17 protein-coding genes are annotated in these 17,652 nt (G+C 66.4%); 14 read left to right on the forward strand and 3 right to left on the reverse strand.

Going from position 1 to position 17,652, the window contains the following annotated elements; genetic code table 11:
- Positions 1 to 22: 22 nt before the first annotated feature.
- The 13 genes from ACKTSN_RS39430 (at position 23) to ACKTSN_RS39490 (ending at position 13,754) form a co-directional block, all read left to right on the forward strand.
- Complete coding sequence (locus tag ACKTSN_RS39430) at positions 23 to 232, forward strand: MbtH family protein (protein WP_409473450.1); 210 nt, start codon at positions 23 to 25, stop codon at positions 230 to 232.
- A 52-nt stretch (positions 233 to 284) separates the two neighbouring features.
- Positions 285 to 1,043 carry an FkbM family methyltransferase gene (locus tag ACKTSN_RS39435; protein WP_409473451.1) on the forward strand — a complete coding sequence of 253 codons (759 nt, stop codon included), beginning with the start codon at positions 285 to 287 and terminating at the stop codon, positions 1,041 to 1,043.
- 63 nt (positions 1,044 to 1,106) lie between these two features.
- Positions 1,107 to 2,261: a cytochrome P450 gene (locus tag ACKTSN_RS39440; protein WP_409475031.1), complete on the forward strand. Its 1,155-nt coding sequence runs from the start codon at positions 1,107 to 1,109 to the stop codon at positions 2,259 to 2,261.
- Positions 2,258 to 2,500, forward strand: a complete 243-nt coding sequence (locus ACKTSN_RS39445; RefSeq protein ID WP_409473452.1) for a phosphopantetheine-binding protein — start codon at positions 2,258 to 2,260, stop codon at positions 2,498 to 2,500. Before ACKTSN_RS39440 ends, ACKTSN_RS39445 begins: the two co-directional genes overlap by 4 nt.
- On the forward strand, positions 2,497 to 3,762 hold the full coding sequence (locus ACKTSN_RS39450) for an ATP-grasp domain-containing protein (protein WP_409473453.1): 1,266 nt from the start codon (positions 2,497 to 2,499) through the stop codon (positions 3,760 to 3,762). Before ACKTSN_RS39445 ends, ACKTSN_RS39450 begins: the two co-directional genes overlap by 4 nt.
- A gap of 28 nt (positions 3,763 to 3,790) precedes the next feature.
- A complete protein-coding gene (locus ACKTSN_RS39455; RefSeq protein ID WP_409473454.1) occupies positions 3,791 to 5,005 on the forward strand; it encodes a cytochrome P450 in 1,215 nt (404 codons plus the stop codon).
- 12 nt (positions 5,006 to 5,017) lie between these two features.
- Positions 5,018 to 6,562, forward strand: a complete 1,545-nt coding sequence (locus tag ACKTSN_RS39460) for a condensation domain-containing protein (protein WP_409473455.1) — start codon at positions 5,018 to 5,020, stop codon at positions 6,560 to 6,562.
- Positions 6,559 to 7,365, forward strand: a complete 807-nt coding sequence (locus ACKTSN_RS39465) for a hypothetical protein (RefSeq protein ID WP_409473456.1) — start codon at positions 6,559 to 6,561, stop codon at positions 7,363 to 7,365. The genes ACKTSN_RS39460 and ACKTSN_RS39465 overlap by 4 nt, the downstream gene beginning before the upstream one ends.
- Before the next feature lie 3 nt (positions 7,366 to 7,368).
- A complete protein-coding gene (locus tag ACKTSN_RS39470; RefSeq protein ID WP_409473457.1) occupies positions 7,369 to 7,599 on the forward strand; it encodes an MbtH family protein in 231 nt (76 codons plus the stop codon).
- An 81-nt stretch (positions 7,600 to 7,680) separates the two neighbouring features.
- Positions 7,681 to 9,057 (forward strand): hypothetical protein, encoded by a 1,377-nt coding sequence (locus ACKTSN_RS39475; protein WP_409473458.1) that lies wholly within the window; start codon positions 7,681 to 7,683, stop codon positions 9,055 to 9,057.
- Positions 9,058 to 9,150: 93 nt separating this feature from the next.
- Positions 9,151 to 11,805 (forward strand): non-ribosomal peptide synthetase, encoded by a 2,655-nt coding sequence (locus ACKTSN_RS39480; protein ID WP_409475032.1) that lies wholly within the window; start codon positions 9,151 to 9,153, stop codon positions 11,803 to 11,805.
- A 136-nt stretch (positions 11,806 to 11,941) separates the two neighbouring features.
- Positions 11,942 to 12,247, forward strand: a complete 306-nt coding sequence (locus ACKTSN_RS39485) for a transposase (protein WP_409473441.1) — start codon at positions 11,942 to 11,944, stop codon at positions 12,245 to 12,247.
- A 268-nt stretch (positions 12,248 to 12,515) separates the two neighbouring features.
- On the forward strand, positions 12,516 to 13,754 hold the full coding sequence (locus tag ACKTSN_RS39490) for an IS110 family transposase (RefSeq protein WP_409473440.1): 1,239 nt from the start codon (positions 12,516 to 12,518) through the stop codon (positions 13,752 to 13,754).
- A 73-nt stretch (positions 13,755 to 13,827) separates the two neighbouring features.
- On the opposite strand, the gene ACKTSN_RS39495 is transcribed toward ACKTSN_RS39490, so the two are convergent.
- Positions 13,828 to 14,226, reverse strand: a complete 399-nt coding sequence (locus ACKTSN_RS39495; protein ID WP_409473459.1) for a TnsA-like heteromeric transposase endonuclease subunit — start codon at positions 14,224 to 14,226, stop codon at positions 13,828 to 13,830.
- A gap of 53 nt (positions 14,227 to 14,279) precedes the next feature.
- Positions 14,280 to 15,514, reverse strand: a protein-coding gene (locus ACKTSN_RS39500) for an IS3 family transposase (RefSeq protein ID WP_409473460.1) whose coding sequence is annotated in 2 segments (ribosomal slippage) — positions 14,280 to 15,178 and positions 15,178 to 15,514 — 1,236 coding nt in all. Because the reading frame shifts where the segments join, the coding sequence is not laid out codon by codon here.
- Positions 15,515 to 15,982: 468 nt separating this feature from the next.
- Here ACKTSN_RS39500 and ACKTSN_RS39505 point away from each other — a divergent pair.
- Positions 15,983 to 17,245 carry an IS701 family transposase gene (locus ACKTSN_RS39505; protein ID WP_409467247.1) on the forward strand — a complete coding sequence of 421 codons (1,263 nt, stop codon included), beginning with the start codon at positions 15,983 to 15,985 and terminating at the stop codon, positions 17,243 to 17,245.
- Positions 17,246 to 17,397: 152 nt separating this feature from the next.
- On the opposite strand, the gene ACKTSN_RS39510 is transcribed toward ACKTSN_RS39505, so the two are convergent.
- Positions 17,398 to 17,637 (reverse strand): hypothetical protein, encoded by a 240-nt coding sequence (locus tag ACKTSN_RS39510; RefSeq protein ID WP_409473461.1) that lies wholly within the window; start codon positions 17,635 to 17,637, stop codon positions 17,398 to 17,400.
- Positions 17,638 to 17,652: the final 15 nt, after the last annotated feature.

The following is a 17,652-nucleotide window of genomic DNA, read 5'->3' on the forward strand; positions in this document are numbered from 1 at the left end:
CCCTCACCCACTGGAGCGACTCATGGCCGACGCCACCACTCTCGCCTGGACCGTTCTCGTCAACTCGGAGCAACAGTACGGGCTGCACCCCGCTGACCTGCCGCTTCCCGCAGGATGGCGGGACGCTGGATACACCGGCACCGAAGAGGAATGCATGCGTCACGTGGACTCCGCCTGGACGGACATGAGACCGCTGAGTCTTCGGGAAGCACTCGACTCTTCCGTGGCCTAAGGGGTTTGCTAGTTCAGGGTATTTCCCTAGAAGGGTCGCGGTAATGCAAGCGATGAAACTCCCCAATGGGCTGACGGTGAGCCATGTCAACGCAGGGGAGACCGCCCTGCTGTACCGAGACATATTTGTCGAACGCTGCTATATGCAGCACGCGATATCGCTCAACCCCGGGGATACGGTGCTCGATGTCGGCGCAAATATCGGCATGGCCTCGTTGTTTCTGCATCTGGAATGCCAAGGGCTGACCTTTCATGCCTTCGAGCCGGCGCCCATTCCGTATGCGGCGCTGCAGGAGAACTTTTCCCTGCACGGCATCCAGGGGCATACGACGCCCTGCGCACTCTCCGATCATTCAGGTGCCGCCACCTTGACCTATTACCCGGATTCGACTTCGATGTCCGGCTTCCACGCCGACCCGGAGGCCGAGTCGGCCCTGATGCGTACATTCCTGACGCGCAGCGGGCTCGACGACGAGGACGTCGATGACATGGTCAGCGGCCGGCATGCGACGCAGACCGTCGAATGTCCGGTGCGAACCCTGTCCGAGGTGATCGCCGAGCGCGGCATTACCTCGATCGATCTCCTGAAGATCGACGTCGAGAAGAGCGAGCTGGAGGTGCTGCGCGGCCTGGCGGACGAGGACTGGCCGAAGGTTCGCCAAGTCGTCGCCGAAGTCCACGACATCGACGGTGCGCTCGAAAGGTTCACCTCACTGCTGCACAAGCACGGGTTCGCGGTCGCTCTCGAGCAGGACGCGCTGTTGGACGGCACCGAAATCTACGAGGCCTTCGCTGTCCGGAAGGGAGCCTGAGCTGTGTCCGACATCATCGATGTCGCGGACCCCGGCCTTTACGAGTCCGGCGATCCGATCGCCGTGTGGGCACAACTGCGCGCCACGACACCTGTCGTCTGGACCGAGCACCCACCCGGCCCCGGCTTCTGGTCCGTCATGTCGTACGAGCCCGCCCTCCAGGTCTACCGCAACACCACTGCTTTCACCTCCGAGCAGGGCATGCGGGTCGACTCCGACTCAGCCGCGGTCAAGGCGGCGGCCGGCAAGATGCTGATTGTCAGCGACCCACCCGTCCACCCTCGCCTGCGCAAGCTCATGAACTCGGCATTCGTGCCCCGGGTGGTGGCTACGCTCGAGGAATCCATGCGCCGGGTGATCGAGCCGCTGGTGGAGCAGGCGCTGGAGAAAGACAGCGTCGACTTCGTCGAAGAGATCGCCGCAGTCCTGCCCGCGGCGATCATCTGCGACATCATGAACGTGCCGCAGGCGGAACGCTCGAGGATGATCGAGCTGACCAGCCAGGCGTTCGGCGCATCGGTAGGTACCTCGAGCGGGTGCCCCATGGACCAGCTACGGAAGACCGAAGCCCACGCGGAGATCTTCCTCTACTACATGGATCTCGTGGAAGAGCGCCGACGCAACCCCGGGGAGGATGTGGTCAGCGCGCTGATCCGGGGCGACATGGGCGGACGCAAGCTCACCAACGAGGAAGTCCTGCTCAATTGTGACGGACTCGTCACCGGCGCGAACGAGACGACCCGTCATGGCTCGTCCGCCGGGCTGATCGCGCTCATCGAGAACCCACAGGAGTGGCAGCGTCTGAAAGCGGGCGAGGTCGACATCGAGTCCGCAGTCGACGAAGTGCTCCGCTACACCAGTCCCGCCCTGCACGTCATGCGCGTCGCCACGCAGGACGTGGAGCTTGGCGGGCAGCACGTCCGGGCCGGCGAAGCCGTGGTGCTGTGGAACGCCTCGGCAAACCGGGACGAGAGCGTCTTCCCCGACCCGGACCGATTCGACCTCGGACGTACACCCAACCGGCACCTCACGTTCGGGATAGGGCCGCATTTCTGCCTGGGAGCGCCCCTGGCACGGGCCGAGCTGAAGGTGCTGCTGCAGGTGCTGGCGGAACGGGTGGGGCATATGGAGATCACCGGCCCGGTGGAGCGTATGAGGTCCAATTTCATGTGGGGTATCGACCGCCTGCCGGTTGCCCTGTCGAGGGAGACACGTTGACCGACGAAATCGTCAGCCGCACCCGGGAACACGCAGCTACCGCATGGGCGGCGGTCCTGAACGGAGCCGTCCCGGCGGAGACAGACAACTTCTTCCAGACGGGCGGCACCAGCCTGAAGGCGCTGCGCCTCTGCGCACGCCTCAGCAGCCTCCTCGGCCACAAGGTGCCGGTGAAGGTGCTGCTCAAGAACAGCACCTTCGGCGCATTCGTGAGCGCTCTGGAGATCGCGGACGCATGAAGAAGCTGATCGTCGTCTATGACAAGGGCGCGGTAAACCCACTCGACGCTTACACCGGGCTGTCCGCCATCGCGCAGCCTGTGTTCGCCGTGGCCCCGTCGGAACACGGTGAGCGGGTCCTCAACGTGGTCGAGAGGCTGGGCGAGACGGTGGTTCTCGGGTCCTCGGCGAGCGAGTCCGCAGATCGCCTGCGGGGGTTCACACCCGCGGGCATCGTGACGTTCAGCGAGGACATGGTGGAACCCACCGCCGAGCTCGCGAGGCATTTGGGTCTTCCCTACCATCAGGAACCGACCTTGGGATGCCTCAAGGACAAGCATCTGCAGCGGCTGCGCCTGCGCGAACGCGGTGTGGACGCGACCGTGACCCGTCGCATTCGGACCCGCGCTGACGTCGCCGCGGCGATGGCGGCAATCGACGCGCCGGTCATCCTGAAGCCGGCCCGAGGCGGGGCGAGCCGGGATACGCATGTGATCACTGCCCCGGACCAGGGCGCGCAGCTCGTCGACGCGATCCTCGACAGGTATCTCCCGGCGGGGCTGGTCATCGAAGAGCTGCTGGGCGGTCGCTGGATGCCCGCCGGGGTCGGGGACTACATCTCGATCGAGAGCGCCGTCGTGGACGGGCGCATCACCCATCTGGCGGTGACCGGCAAGTTCGCCCTCGCGGCGCCGTTCCGAGAGGTCGGACAGTTCTGGCCCGCCCTGCTGGACGAGGACGTACGGCGCGCGTCACTGGACCTCGCGACCGCCGGCCTTACCGCGTTGGACGTGCGTCAGGGCGTGACGCATACCGAGATCAAACTGACACCGGACGGACCTCGCATCATCGAGATCAACGGTCGGCTCGGCGGCCACATCCACGAACTCGCGCAACGCACCGGCGTCCCATCGCCGATCGAGATCGCGGGGACCATCGCGCTCGGAGAGGATCCGGCGCCGTCGATGTTCAGTCCCCCTCCCGGGGTGTACTGGCAATACAACACGCCTGCCCCGCGGAGGCCGGCCCGATTGGCGGCGAACGCCCATGGGGCCACGGTCACCGCTCTTGAGGGCGTTTCGCAATACACGCCCTACTACCAGAAGGGCGATCCACTGGACCTGAACGTCATGACTAATCCGCTCGATGTCATTTCTGGGCACTCGAAGACCCACGAAGAGATGCTGCAGCAGGTCGACAGACTCCTCGACCACGTCGTCTATCGACTTGATATGGACGGCACCGAATTCGCCGTGGCGGCACGGGAATTGGTGGCCATATGAATGGCCACGCAGATATGGCGGGAGCGACATGACCTTCACCACGCCCGTAGAGCCGGCAGCGGACCTCGCCGATCCAGGATTCCACGCGGGTACAGCCGCGCACGACCACCTTCGGCAGCTCCGGCGGCATGACCCGGTGGCGTGGCAGCCTGCCCGCGATGGCGTTCCGGGATTCTGGAATGTGACCAGATACGCCGACGTCGTGCAGGTATGCAGATCGGCCGATGTGTTCACGTCCGGCCGGGGAAACGTGCTCAACACGCTGCTCGCGGGTGGTGATACGGCGGCCCAGCAGATGCTCGCGGTCTCGGACGGTCCGCGCCATGCCGCGATTCGCAAGCTGCTGTGGAGGGCGCTCACGCCCGAGGCCCTGAGTCAGACGGCCGACCGTGTCCGGGCCAACACCCGCGACCTGATCCGTCGAGCGGTCGCCGACGGGTCGTGCGAGTTCGCGCATGACGTGGCGGCCCATATCCCGCTCATGGCCATCTGCGATCTGTTCGGCATTCCAGCATCGGACCGGGCGTTCATCCTGCGCCACGCGAGTTCGGCCCTCAGCTCGGATACTGAGGAGCACACGGCCGAGGAAACCATGCGTTCCAAGAGCGAAATCCTGCTCTACTTCACCCGCTTCGTTGCCGACTGCTCTCGTCAGCCGTCGTCCTCAAGGTCTCCGTTGATGGATGTGCTTATCGACGGGACCATCGACGGCCAGAATCTGCGGCCTGAGGAGATCATCTACAACTGCTACAGTCTGATCCTCGGCGGAGATGAGACGACGCGACTCGCCATGATCAGCGGGGTCCTGGAGCTCGTCCGTCGTCCCGATCAATGGACGCTGTTGAAGTCAGGGACGCCCATCGACGCGGCGGTCAACGAAGTGCTCCGGTGGAGCACACCGGTCATGCACGTGGGGCGTACGGCCGGCGCGTCGGTGACGCTGGGCGGGCGTGAGATGGCCGAGGGCGACCTCATCATCGCCTGGCTGTCATCGGCCAATTTCGATGAGGCCGAGTTCAGCGATCCCGCGAACTTCGACGTGACGCGGGCGCCCAACCGCCACGTGACGTTGTCCCATGGTCCGCACTTCTGTATCGGTGCCTATCTGGCGAAGATCGAGGTGGCGGCCCTGCTGCGGACGATGCGAGAGGAAGTGCGCGAGATGGAACTGGCCGGCGAACCGCTCCCCATTTACTCGAACCTGCTAAGTGGGTATTCGAAGCTTCCCCTGCGGATGCAGTGACGAAGGATGGATATGAACCCTGAATCCAATGGCGCCGTCGACCTCAGTCTGACGGACATTCAGCGTGTCCTGTCTCAGGTATGGGCCGACGTCCTCGAGACGGGGTCGATCGGGCTCGACGACAACTTTTTTGCTCTGGGCGGTAACTCCATGCTCGCGGTTCGAGCCATCGTCGATGCCGAGTCGCGCGGGATCGTGACCACCCTCGTCGACATGCTCGGAAGCCCGACGATCAGGGAGCTCAGCCAGGTGGTGTCAGCAGTCGAGGATGCGCCCGACGGAGATTCGGCCTCCTCGGCGCCGGCCATTGCGGCCGAGCCGGTGGCGGAGGGACCGCAGATCGGTCCGGCCAGCCTCTTGCAGCAGGGCCTCCTCTTCGAGTCCGAACTGCGACCGGGTGCGGTGTACCTGGACGTAGTGTCCCATCGCGTCCGGCTTCCGTTCGATGAGACCGCTCTGCGCTCCGCGCTCGACATCCTCACGGCCCGGCACGAAACTTTGCGGACCGGATTCAATCTGACCGACTACGACGAGGTGATGCGCGTAACGGAGGCGTCGACGACGATCCCCGTCCACGTGCACGACGCACGGACCGGCCAGCACGAAGTCGATCTCACCGACGATGTCGCGTGCGCCGGCCAGGAATTCGCGTTGACCATAGCGCCGCTTCTCCGAGTCTGCGTCTCAGTGCCGGATGACAGCTCGTTCTGGCTCACCTACGGATTCCACCACGCCATCATGGATGGCTGGAGCGAGACGGTGTTCGCCTCGGAGCTCATGTCCGGCTATGCGTCGATACTGCGGGGAGCGGTCCCGGCTCTGCCGCCCGCCGTGGCCGGCATGGATGAGCTGGTCCGACGCGAGCGGGAGGCCCTGACCTCGCCCGATGCCCATAAGTTCTGGTCGGCCTATGCCGAGTCCCTGCCCCGGACACGCCCGCGGCCTGTCGGCGGCGAAACGGTGCGTACTCGCGCTGACGTCGACCCCGAGGTTGTAACCGACCTCGTGCGCGCCGCGGCGCATACGGGACTTCCCGTCAAGAGCTTCACACTGGCCGCCCACCTCGTGGCGTGGGGTGAAATCCATGCCGTGGATGCCCCGTCGACGGGGGTGGTCATCAACGGGCGCCCACCCGTGCTCGGGGCGGAGCGGATGGTGGGACTCTTCCTGAACCTGCTTCCGCTGCACTGTCGTGTGGACGCCACGGGTACGGAACTGGTGCGGCGGGTCTTCGAGGCCGAACGCCAGATCACCACCTTCGGGAACTTCCCGTATCTGAAGATCAGGGAAATGGCCGGGCATGCGCTTTTCGACGGCGCCTTTAATTACGTCGAGTTCGAGAAGCGCCCGGAGGTCTGGATCGATGAAACACGCATTGTGGACGCGACGAGTCTGCCCCTCCTGATCGAAGTCGTTCACGAGGCGAGCCGCGGTGCGATGCGGGTGGAAGGCTCGGCCAGCGCTCACTGGTGGACGAACGAGGACCTCAAGGCGATGACGAGTGCCTACATCACGGCGTTGACCCGGCTCGTCAGCGACGCGAAGGGCCCTCGGTGACGTCGATGCACGACAATCAAGAACGCACGCTCACCGGTCGACGGACCATCCTCGTCGTCGACTACGTGGGCTTGAGGTCCGAGCCGCCGTTGACCGCGCTTCGCTTGGAGGACCACGGGTTCCGGGTGGTCGAGATCCTGAGACCGCCCTATGTCCGCGCCTTCGACGCCGCAGGCTACGCGTCCGCGCTCATCGAACCGCACACCTACGCGGGTTCCGAGGTGGCGGCGGTCGTGACCTACTGCATGGCCGGGTCGATCGCGCAGGAGGTGGCGGCGAGGCTTTCGTCACCTCACTACGAGGTGCCCCTCGTGGTCCTGGACGGTGAGCCGTCGACGGGCGAGGCGATCCGAGAGCAGTGGGGGACAGCCCTGCGACGTATCGCCCAGATGGTGGGCGCCGACGTCGCCGACGGTGTGACACGCGCACTCTCCGATGACGAACTGCTCGCTCAGCCTCGCGAGATCGCCCGGGAGATCCACGACTCGATGACGTCGATCGGTGCGCAACAGCGCCCCGACGGAGAGGGCCCCGGCATCGCCAGGGATGTCGGGATCTTCGCTGAATGGTTCTCCGACTGGCTGGTCTATCTGATTGCCGCTCATAATGCTCAGTGGCCGCATTGGGGCGGGGATGTACTCCAATTGATTTCGAAGTCGCATCCGGTGGCGGATTGGGTGGGAAGCCGCTCGGAGGAAGTCGTCGAGATCTCGACGGACCGAGACGGCTTGGTGCTCGATCCAGGTGCGAAAGCGGCCGTTCTGTCGTTCTTGGCCGAGAGGATCAGGGATGGCAGGGGGTAGACGATGAGCAGCAATCCGTTCGAAGATGACGAGGCGCAATTCCTTGTCCTGGTCAACAACGAGGGGCAGTACTCACTATGGCCGGCCTTCGCCGACAGGCCGACGGGATGGAAGCGCGTCTTCGGGTCGGACGGGAGGGAACCGTGCCTCGCTTTCATCGAACGTGAGTGGACGGATATGAGGCCGCGGTCGCTTCGCGATGTCGTGGACGAGGCGCCGGTGCGTCGGGCATGACGTGCCGTCAGATAGTTCTCAACCCTGCAAAGCGCGGTCTTCTCGTGCGTTGCAGTTCGTCGTCTATGAGGAGGATTTCAGATGTCAGATGATCTGATGGAGTCGGGCAAGATCAAGAATGACCGCGGCGTCATAGCGGAGAACTATCACGAGTTGCAGAGCATCGGCGCCATCGAGGCGGCTCGTGCGACCATGACGGTTCCGGGCGCCACACCCGAGGCGTTGCTCATCGGGCTCTATCAGTCATCGGAGATCGCCATGTACAACGTGGCCGATCTCCTCACGCGCGCCGGCGCAGATCTGGCATCGGGTGATGTCGATGCGTGTGCGATCAAGCTGCTGTGGACCCGGAGCTTCCATCGGCTGCTGGTGCGGTTGAGCGGCGACGCCTTGCGCATCAGCAGCAACTGGCCAGTGACCGCGCCGCGATGGCCACTCCAGGACACGCCTGCGTTCGCCGAGTTCACGAGGGCGCTGGAGTCGTTCGACGGCTCCTTGGCCGAGTTCGTCGACCGGGGGGAGCTGGACGTCAGGACCGCCATCTCTGAGGCATCGTTGACCGACAGCGCGTACGCGATTCTTCACTGCGTGCGCGTCGTGAATCACGACGCGCGCGTGTGGGCCACGAATCTGGCTCGCGCGGTTCACCCCCAGCCCGCAGAGGCGCTGGAGGCAGCGCTCGCCTCCTCCCATCTGCGTCATGCCGTCCATGAACATCATCTGGTCGGCGACACCTACTTCACGCAGTTCCGCGCATTGCATCAGATTCCCGAGCTCTTGGTCAGGGAGATCAACGATCGGCTCGAATTGGCGACCAAGGCGCTGCGCGACGGCGATGACGCGCGCGCGCTCGAACTGCTCGACGGCGCCGCGTCGTTGTATCCCGCGATCGAGGCGTCGTTGCCGCCGATCGTGGACAATCTGAGCACGTTCGATTACCACCAGATCCGCGAGAATCTGGGGATGACGAGTGGCAGCCATTCCGTCGCCATGCGATTCCACCTGTTCACAGATCTGTATGAACAGTTCGCGCAGCAGGTCATGGCTCTGGAGGACACCGCCCCCGATGGGAGCGGCGTTGCCCGGCTGAGGCGTCACGTCGCCGATCTGCGCGTCTTCATCTTCTCGTGGCGAGACATGCACCTGCACCTTCCGCGGAACAATCTCGGCGGGACGCAGACGAAGTCCTTGACGGGGGCGCCCGACGCGGTCAGGACCGTGCAGAAGATGCGGGACAGTGCGGCGTCCGCGGACCCGACGCGCTCGAAGACACACGATCGTCCCGCGGCGGTCGCGGGACCTCTCGACGGCTATCTGGACGGCCCGAAGTCCTCGGACCAGCTACTCCTCTCGATCACCGGCGAAGTGACGCAAGCGAACTTCCGTGATGTTCAGGAGCGGCTGAACTTCTTCTCCCAGAGGCCGTCCTTCACGCGCCCTCCGCGACGTGAAGTCTGACCACCGGTGGCCTCTCAGTCGGCCGCGCCCGAGGAGTGGCCGCGGTGTGAAGGGGTGGGTTCTGTCGTGAGCGCCAGTGAGGCACGAGGGCCCGTGCCGCCGAAGCAGGGGTCCTCCGCCGGGCACGCCGCCTACTGGGCGAAGGAGTTGGCCGACGTGCCTCAGCCCCTGCCCTTGCCGATGGATCGACCGCGCCCGCCACATCGGAGCCTCGACGTCGGGGTCGTCGGTGTGGAACTCACCGCCGACGTTCGGGGCCGAGTCGAGGCGCTGGCCGCTGCGCAGGGGGTCTCCCCGGCCGTCGTCCTGCTGTCCGCATGGGCGATGACGCTTCGGCGCCTCACCGGGCAGACGACGGTGACGATCGGCGCACGGAACGTGCGCGGCGCCGAGGCGTGTTCGGGCATGGAGGGCGGATCGAGCGATGACCGCTGGATACTGCGCGCTGACATGCCCGGCGACATCTCGTTCGGGGAGTTGCTCCGCGCGGTGCACGACCGGGTCCAGGCGGCCCGACAGCACCGGGGTATGGCGCTGGACGACGTGGTCTCGGTTCTGGTCGTCGATCCACCGACGGCCCATCTTCCGCTGACACAGGTGGGGTTCGATTGGCACGGCGGGGCCGACAGTCGCGACGGCCGCTCGGTGGGACCCGCTCCGCAGCGGCCGGGAACCGCGCCGTTCGACGCGCGGATCGTCGTCTCGCCCCGTGACGGGGCGAGCCTTCGCGTGGACATCGTCTACGCCACGGACGTGTTCGACGCGGACACCGCGCGCCGGCTGGTGCGGTGTCTCGTGCGCGCGGCCACGATCGCAGCCGGCGATCCGACCGTGGCCGTGAACTCCGTCGACGTCATCGACCCGGCCGAGCGGCATCAGGTGCTCGATCTTGTGAATCAGACGCGCGCGCAGGTGAACCCCGGCACGATTCCCGAACTCTTCGGACGACGTGTCATGACGAGTCCGGATGCCCCCGCCATCGTGTTCCGTGATGAGACGATCAGCTATCGCGATCTCGACGCCCGGTCCAACCGGCTGGCCCGTCTCCTGATCGAGCATGGTGTGCGCACCGAAGTGGTCGTCGCCGTGATGGTGACGCGCTCTCCCGACCTCTGGACGGCGGCGCTGGCGGTCGCGAAGGCGGGCGGCGTCTACATGCCCGTGGACCCCGCGTATCCGGCGGAGCGCATCGACTTCATGCTGAAGGATTCGGGCGCGCACGTCATCATCGCCGAATCCGCGACGGCCGCACACGGGGCTGGTCGGTCGACGCCCGTCCTGCGGCTGGACGACCCCGCGCTGATCACCGCACTCACGCACTGTGAGACGACCGCTGTGACGGACACCGATCGGCTGGCGCCACTGACGATGGCACACACGGCCTACCTCATCTACACGTCGGGATCAACCGGTACGCCCAAGGGAGTGGCGGTCACTCATCGGGGACTGGCCAGCCTGCTGGCGGCGCAAATCGAGCGGCTGAGCGTCACGCCGGAGTCCAGAGTGCTGCAGTTCAACTCGCCGAGTTTCGATTCGTCGATATGGGAACTGTGTATGGCGCTGTTCTCCGGGGCCACCTTCGTCGTCGACACGCAGGAACGGCTCGAACCCGGACAGCCGTTGGTCGATACGATCAGTGCGGCCGCGGTCACCCACGTCCTGCTGACGCCTTCCGTGCTCGCGGCGCTGCCGCTCGGCTCGCTGCCGAGCGTCTCCTGTCTCATCGTCGCGGGCGAACCGATCTCGCCGGAGCTGGTCACCGCTTGGGCTCCGCATCGGCAGATGGCCAACGCGTACGGTCCGACGGAGACCACGGTCATGCCGACCATGTGCGCGCATCTGGCCGACGGCCGCCCGCCGTCTATCGGTCTTCCGATTCAGAACAGTCGCGTGTACGTTCTGGACGAGCGAATCCAGCCGGTTCCCGTCGGAGTCGTCGGCGAGTTGTACGTGGCGGGAGCAGGTCTGGCCCGGGGCTATCTGGGGCGTCCCGCCATGACGGCGAGCCGTTTCGTCGCCTGTCCGTTCGGAGCGCCGGGCGAGCGGATGTATCGCACGGGAGACCTGGTCCGTTGGAACGCCGGAGGAGATCTCGAATTCGTCGGTCGCGTGGACACGCAGGAGAAAGTCCGCGGGTATCGGATCGAGTTGGGCGAGATCGAATCGGCTCTCATGCGGCATCCCGCGGTAGCTCACGCCGTGGTCGTGGTGCGCGATGTCGCCGGGTCGGTGAGTAGCAGGCAGTTGGTTGCGTATGTGGTCGGTTCCGACCCCGTGGGCGAGCCGCATGCGGACGAGACGGCGACCGGCGGCGAACGGCGCGAGGCGTGGGGCGGCGAGCTGCGGCAGTTCCTGGGCCGGCACCTGCCGGAATTCATGGTGCCGCCGCTGTACGTGAAGCTCGATCGATTGCCGATGACCCCGAACGGGAAACTCGACCGATCGGCCCTCCCCGATCCCGGATCGCTCGACAGCGCCTACCGCGCCCCGCGTACTCCCGTGGAGCAGATCCTCTGCACGGTGTTCGCGGAGGTTCTCGACCGACCGTTGGTGGGGGTCAACGACGACTTCTTCGCCCTCGGAGGAGAGAGCATCATGTCGATCAAGGTGGTTTCCAGGGTTCGTGGTCACGGGCTCGACATTTCCCCCCGCGACATGATGGAGCAGCGGACCGCGGCGAAGCTGGCGCTCGTCGTGAGCGAGTCTGTGGCCAGCGGCGGCGCTAGCGGCGTCGGCCCCTCGGAGTGAGTCCCGGGCGGGGCTCGATTGCCGGGCCGTGCGCTTCGGTGCGAGGATGCCTGTGTGAACCGACTGGCTGAAGCTTCCCCTTGATCGTGGACATCTGGAGACTGGGATCTTGAGGTTCCAGAGGAAGTAGCACCAGGTGGGAAGCAAGTACACGAAGCGGTACACCGAGGAGTTCAAGCGGGACGCGATCGCGCGCGTTGACTCGTCGGGCAGGACGGTCACCGCCGTCGCCCGGGAACTCGGCATCAGCTCCGAGTCCCTGCGCGCCTGGTACCGCCGGGCAAAGGCGGACCAGGGCGAGGACGAGTCCGGCGAGCTAACCAGCGCCGAGCGCGAGGAGCTGAAGCAACTGCGCAAGGAGGTGCGTGAACAGCAGCAGACGATCGAGATCCTGAAAAAAGTATCCATGGGGGCCCTGCGGGCCCGCACCGGCGCGCGATGAGAATGCGCCTCGGTGGCTGGTGCTCTCACGCGCCGCTGGGGTTGCTGCCGTGCGCTGGTGCGTGGGTCCCGCAGGGTGGGCGATCATCGAGGGGGCGTCGCCCGGCAGACGTCGGTGCCGTGTGGTACTGCGAGTCCGGAAAAAAGTATGACGCTGGGGCTTGAGGAACTTCTGACTGCTGCCACGAGCGCGAATCTCAGACTCTTCGAACCGGTAGGCCCCTTCGGGCGGCGTCCGCCAGCGATGCCGCGTGCGAGGGGAGGCCGGGATGGATGTGGTGGTGGCCCGCTGTGCGGGCCTGGACGTGCACCGCGACACGGTGGTGGCCACGGTCCGCTGGCCGGGCAAGCGCAGGAACAGCCGGGGTCAGGAGACGCGAACGTATCCCACGACCCAGCGCGGGCTGGCCGAGTTGAGCGACTGGCTGCTGGTCGAGCGGGTCGAGCTCGTCGGCATGGAAGCGACGGGGGTGTACTGGAAGCCGGTGTTCAGCGCGCTGGAGGAGCGGTTCACCTGCTGGTTGCTCAACGCCCAGCACATGCACAACGTACCGGGTCGCAAGACGGACGTGGCCGATTCCGTCTGGATTGCCCAGCTGCTCGAACACGGCCTGGTGCGGCCCTCGTTCGTCCCGCCGTGTGAGATGCGGGACCTGCGGGACCTGACCCGGTCGCGCACGGCGGTCACCCAGGAACGCAGCCGGATGATCCAGCGGCTGGAGAAGGTGCTGCAGGACGCCGGGATCAAGCTCACCTCGGTGGCCTCCCAGGCGTACTCGAAGTCCGCCCGGGCGATCCTGGACGCGCTGGTGGCCGGGGAACGCGATCCGAAGGTCCTGGCCTCGCTGGTCAAGGGCCGCCTGCGGTCCAAGCGGGAGAGGCTGGAGGAGGCACTCGGGCACCGTTTCCGCGTCGAACACCACGGGGTGCTCGCCCGCCGGCTGCTGGCCAACCTGGACACCCTTGATGCCGCGATCACCGAGCTGGACACCGAGATCGCCCGACGGCTGGAGCCGCATCAGCCGATGCTGGACCTGCTGTGCACGATTCCCGGTGTCGGGCCCAAGACCGTCCAGGTCCTCATCGCCGAGATCGGCCTGGACATGGGCATCTTCCCGACCTCCGGACACCTCGCCTCATGGGCCGGGGTTTGCCCCGGCAACAATGCCTCCGGCGGAAAGCGCCGCTCGGGACGCACCCGGCCCGGCTCCCGCTGGCTCAAGCAGGCCCTGACCGAGGCGGCTTGGGGCGCGGCCCGCACCAAGGGCACCTACCTCGCTGCCCACCATGCGCAGATCCGAGGCCGGGCCGGACGCTACAAGGCGATCGGCGCCACCCGGCACGACATCATCGTCGCCTACTGGCACATCGTCCGCGACCGGGTGCCCTTTCGGGAACTCGGAGCGGACTGGATCAGCCGGCGCTACTCGCCCGAACACCGTGCCCGCCGACTGATCGCCCAGCTCGAAGAGCTCGGCCTGAACGTCACAACCGAACCTGCCAACTGACTGTCGCCCACCCCGCTTCTCCGTTGCTGCCGGGTGACGGTCACCCCTGCCTACGGAACGGCGGATTCACATCTCAGACCTCATACAGCCACCCGTGCGCGGTGAACAGCTCCCCCGGCCACGCGAGCGCCTCACGAACCTTCGCATCCTTCGCCCGGTCGGCCGGCTTCACATTCACCACCCGCACCAAGCCGCTGCGCAGCGTGAGCAGGAAGTCCGGGACATGCCGACGCACCCGCTCCTTCACCCGGTGCCGCATCCAACACGGCTGCGCCCGAATCCCAATCACATCCGGGTCGAAGTCCGCCAGAAGCAGCTGGGCAAGCTCCAACTGACTCTCGAAGATCACCTGGCCACCCATCGTCGACGACCAGTAACTGCCCGGCAGATGCGCCTGCCCACGTCTCGACCGCATCGCCCGCCACGGAACCGAACCCTCGAAATGCCGCTGCCCAAGCTGCTCGAACGACACCTCCCGCACCTCATCGGGCCTTGTCCCCGAGGAGTGGACACCTGTTCGTGTCGTTATGCGGCAAATGTCAGGGTAGCTGACTGCTGCTCGTAGGCGATCGGCGCCTGCTGTCCGTTCGCCGAGTGCCGTCGGCGGGTGTTGTAGCGCGTGGTCCAGCGGAAGACCGCCAGGCGGCAGGCACGGACCCCGTCGAAGCGGCGGGTGCCACGGAGCGTCTCGCGTTTGAGGGCCGCGTTGAACGACTCGGCGAGGGCGTTGTCCGCGCTCGTGCCGACTGCGCCCATCGACTGCCGCACCCCCAACTCGGCGCAGACGTCGGCGAATTCGCGAGAGGTGTACTGGGCTCCGTGATCACTGTGGAAGACGGCGCCGGCCAGGCTGCCGCGGGTCGCGGCGGCGGCCCGGAGCGCGTCGGCGACCAGCTCGGTGCGCATGTGGTCGGCGATCGACCAGCCCACCAGGCGGCGCGAGAAGCAGTCGATCACCGTCGCCAGATACAGGAATTCGCCGTCGCCCACCGGCAAGTACGTGATGTCCCCGACGTACTTGGTGTTCGGCATGCTTGCGGTGAAGTCGCGCCGGAACAGGTCTGGCACCGGCGTGGCGGACGGTTCGGGCACGGTGGTGACCTGGCGCTTGCGCAGCCGCAGCCCGGCGATACCGAACTTCCGCATCACCCGCCCGACGCGCTTGTGGTTCACGCGCTCGCCCTGGTCGCGCAGCTCGGCGGTGATCCGGGGGCGGCCCCAGGTACCGTCCCACTCGGCATGCACGGTCCGGATCCGCCCGGCAAGCGCGGCATCGGCCCGCTCGCGCGCGGCGCGGGCCTCGCGGCCGGCCCGCCACTTGTAGAAGCTGGAGCGGGCCACCTCCAGCACGGCACACAACCGCTTCACGCCCCAGGCGCGGTGGTGGTCCTCAATGAACTGGAAGCGGTTCACCAGGTCATCTCTTGCGCGAAAAACTTCGTCGCCTTGCGCAGGATGTCGCGCTCGGTAGCCAGTTTCTGGTTCTCCTTGCGCACCGCCGCCAGTTCCCGGCGCAGGGCCTCGTTCTCGGCCTGAAGCTCCTCGGCCGTCGGCGGGGAATCCACCGTGTTCTTCTCCGTGCTCGTGCTCGTCGTGCTGCCCCCGCCATGGCGGGCCCGCTCGGCCCGGACCCAGTTGCGCAGCGTCTCCCGGCTGATCCCCAGATCCTTGCCGATGCCCTCGAAGGTGTGGCTCGGGTCCGACAGGTACAGCGCGACAGCGTCCGCCTTGAACTCCGGCGAGTAGACCTTCATCACCATAAGAGATCCCTCCTACCCGGCCCCTGCCGGGGCCGGGCTCAGAGGTGTCCACCACTCGGGGACAAGGCCCATCCTCGCCGTACCGGATCCACGCCGCCGCTCCTGCGGCACCACGCCTACGTATTGCGACCATCGCGCACCTTCGCGCTCAGCCCGCGCTGATCACGAGCAACTGGCCCATACGATCAAGCAGTCGAACCCCGAGCACCCCCACCGATCACCGGACTTCACCCTCACCGGTAGAAATTCACGCTGCTCCGCATGCACCCCGTCGGAGTGGGCATGATTGCGAAATGCTCAGCGGCGCACTCCCAACCACTGTTCAAGCAGTGTTCAGGAAGTACCCGCATTGTTCATTCGGGCGCGGAACCTACAGGAAGTTCGGCGAGGCGAGGTCGTCGCCCTAGTAGGGCTTTGTTAGGTACCCCGATTGATCATCGTCAGGTAGATTGTGATGTTCTGTCAGGTGTGACACCTGAGGAGATGGAGACGGTCCGCCCGCGCCTGGAGGCGTTCGCGGCGGAGATGCTCGGTTCGCTGGCGCGTCGGGACCAGCGGGCCAAGGGCGAGCTGTATCTGCGCGGGCTGATGCTGGACGGCAAGCGCAAGTCCATGCAGCCGATGGCCGAGCGCCTGGGCGTGGACCACCAGCAGCTGCAGCAGTTCGTCTCATCGTCCACCTGGGACTACTCCAAGGTCCGTGAGCGGCTGGCCCGTTGGGCTGCCGCGCACATTTCTCCCGAGGCGTACGCGATCGATGATGTCGGCTTCCCCAAGGACGGCTACGACTCACCGGGGGTGGCGCGGATGTACTGCGGCGCCCTGGGTAAGCGCGGCAACTGCCAGGTCGGCGTCAGTGTGAACCTGGTCAGTGACCGTGCGTCATCGGCTGTCGACTGGCGCCTGTTCCTGCCCGAGAGCTGGGACGACACCAAGTACGGCGAGGACGCGCTGATGGCCGAGGCGATCCGGCGCCGCCGCGCCAAGGCGGGAATCCCGGACACCGAGCGGCACCGGGAGAAGTGGCGCCTGGCGCTGGACATGCTCGACGAGGTGCGCGACAACTGGGAGTTGCCCGACCTTCCGGTCGCCGCCGACGCCGGATACGGCGACGCCACCGGCTTTCGCGAGGGCCTGACCGAGCGCGGCCTGACCTACGCGGTCGCGGTCAAAGCCACCACGACCGCGCACCCCGGCAATGCCACACCCCAACGCCCGCCGTACTCCGGGCAGGGCCGCCCTCCCGTGTCCGCCTACCCCCAACCGCACACCACCCTGCGCGCCCTGGCCCTGGCCGTCGGCCGAGCGGCCACCCGCACCGTCACCTGGCGCCAGGGCAGCAAGGCCACCAGACGCAACCCGAACGCCGAGATGCGCTCGCAGTTCCTGGCCCTGCGGGTCCGACCGGCCAACCGCACCATCCGCCGCGCCGCCGACGGCTCCCTGCCCGACTGCTGGCTGCTCGTCGAGTGGCCACCCGACTCCGCCGAGCCAACCGACTACTGGCTCTCGACGCTTCCCGCCGACACCCCACTGCGCGAACTGGTACGAATCGCCAAGATCCGATGGCGAGTTGAGCACGACTACCGCGAGCTCAAGGACGGTCTGGGCCTGGACCACTTCGAGGGCCGCAACTACCTCGGCTGGCACCGCCACGTCACCCTCGCGTCCCTCGCCCAGGCCTTCTGCACCATGCTCAGGCTCGACCCAAAAGCCCCTGCGCCGGCCTGACCCTCTACGCGGTCCTCCGCGAACTCCAGGCCCTCCTGGCCACCTGGACCGGCGCCTGCTCGATATGCGGCCAACCCGCACCAGCACCCGAACCCCACCACAGGACCTAACAAAGCCCTACTAGTGCTGCTCCGCGTTAGTTCGTGGAGGTGTCATGCGGCTTTGAGTGGCCTGGCGTCGTAGGTCCAGCGGTAGGGCTTGGCGGTGGTGTTGTGCGCGATCACGTAGGCGTCCATTTTGTCGATGAGGTCGTCGCGGCTGGGGAAGTCGCCGTGCCGTAGGACCCGGCGGGTCAGGGCTGAGAAGAACAGTTCGTCGGGTAGGACCGCTGCATTGCTGCAGCGGTCCCCCCTCAGAACCGGCCGTGCCCGCTTTCCAGGCAACCGGCTCAAGCAAGCCCCTTGGGC

Source organism: Streptomyces flavusporus, from assembly GCF_046267975.1.
In the GTDB taxonomy this organism is placed as follows: Bacteria; Actinomycetota; Actinomycetes; order Streptomycetales; family Streptomycetaceae; genus Streptomyces; species Streptomyces flavusporus.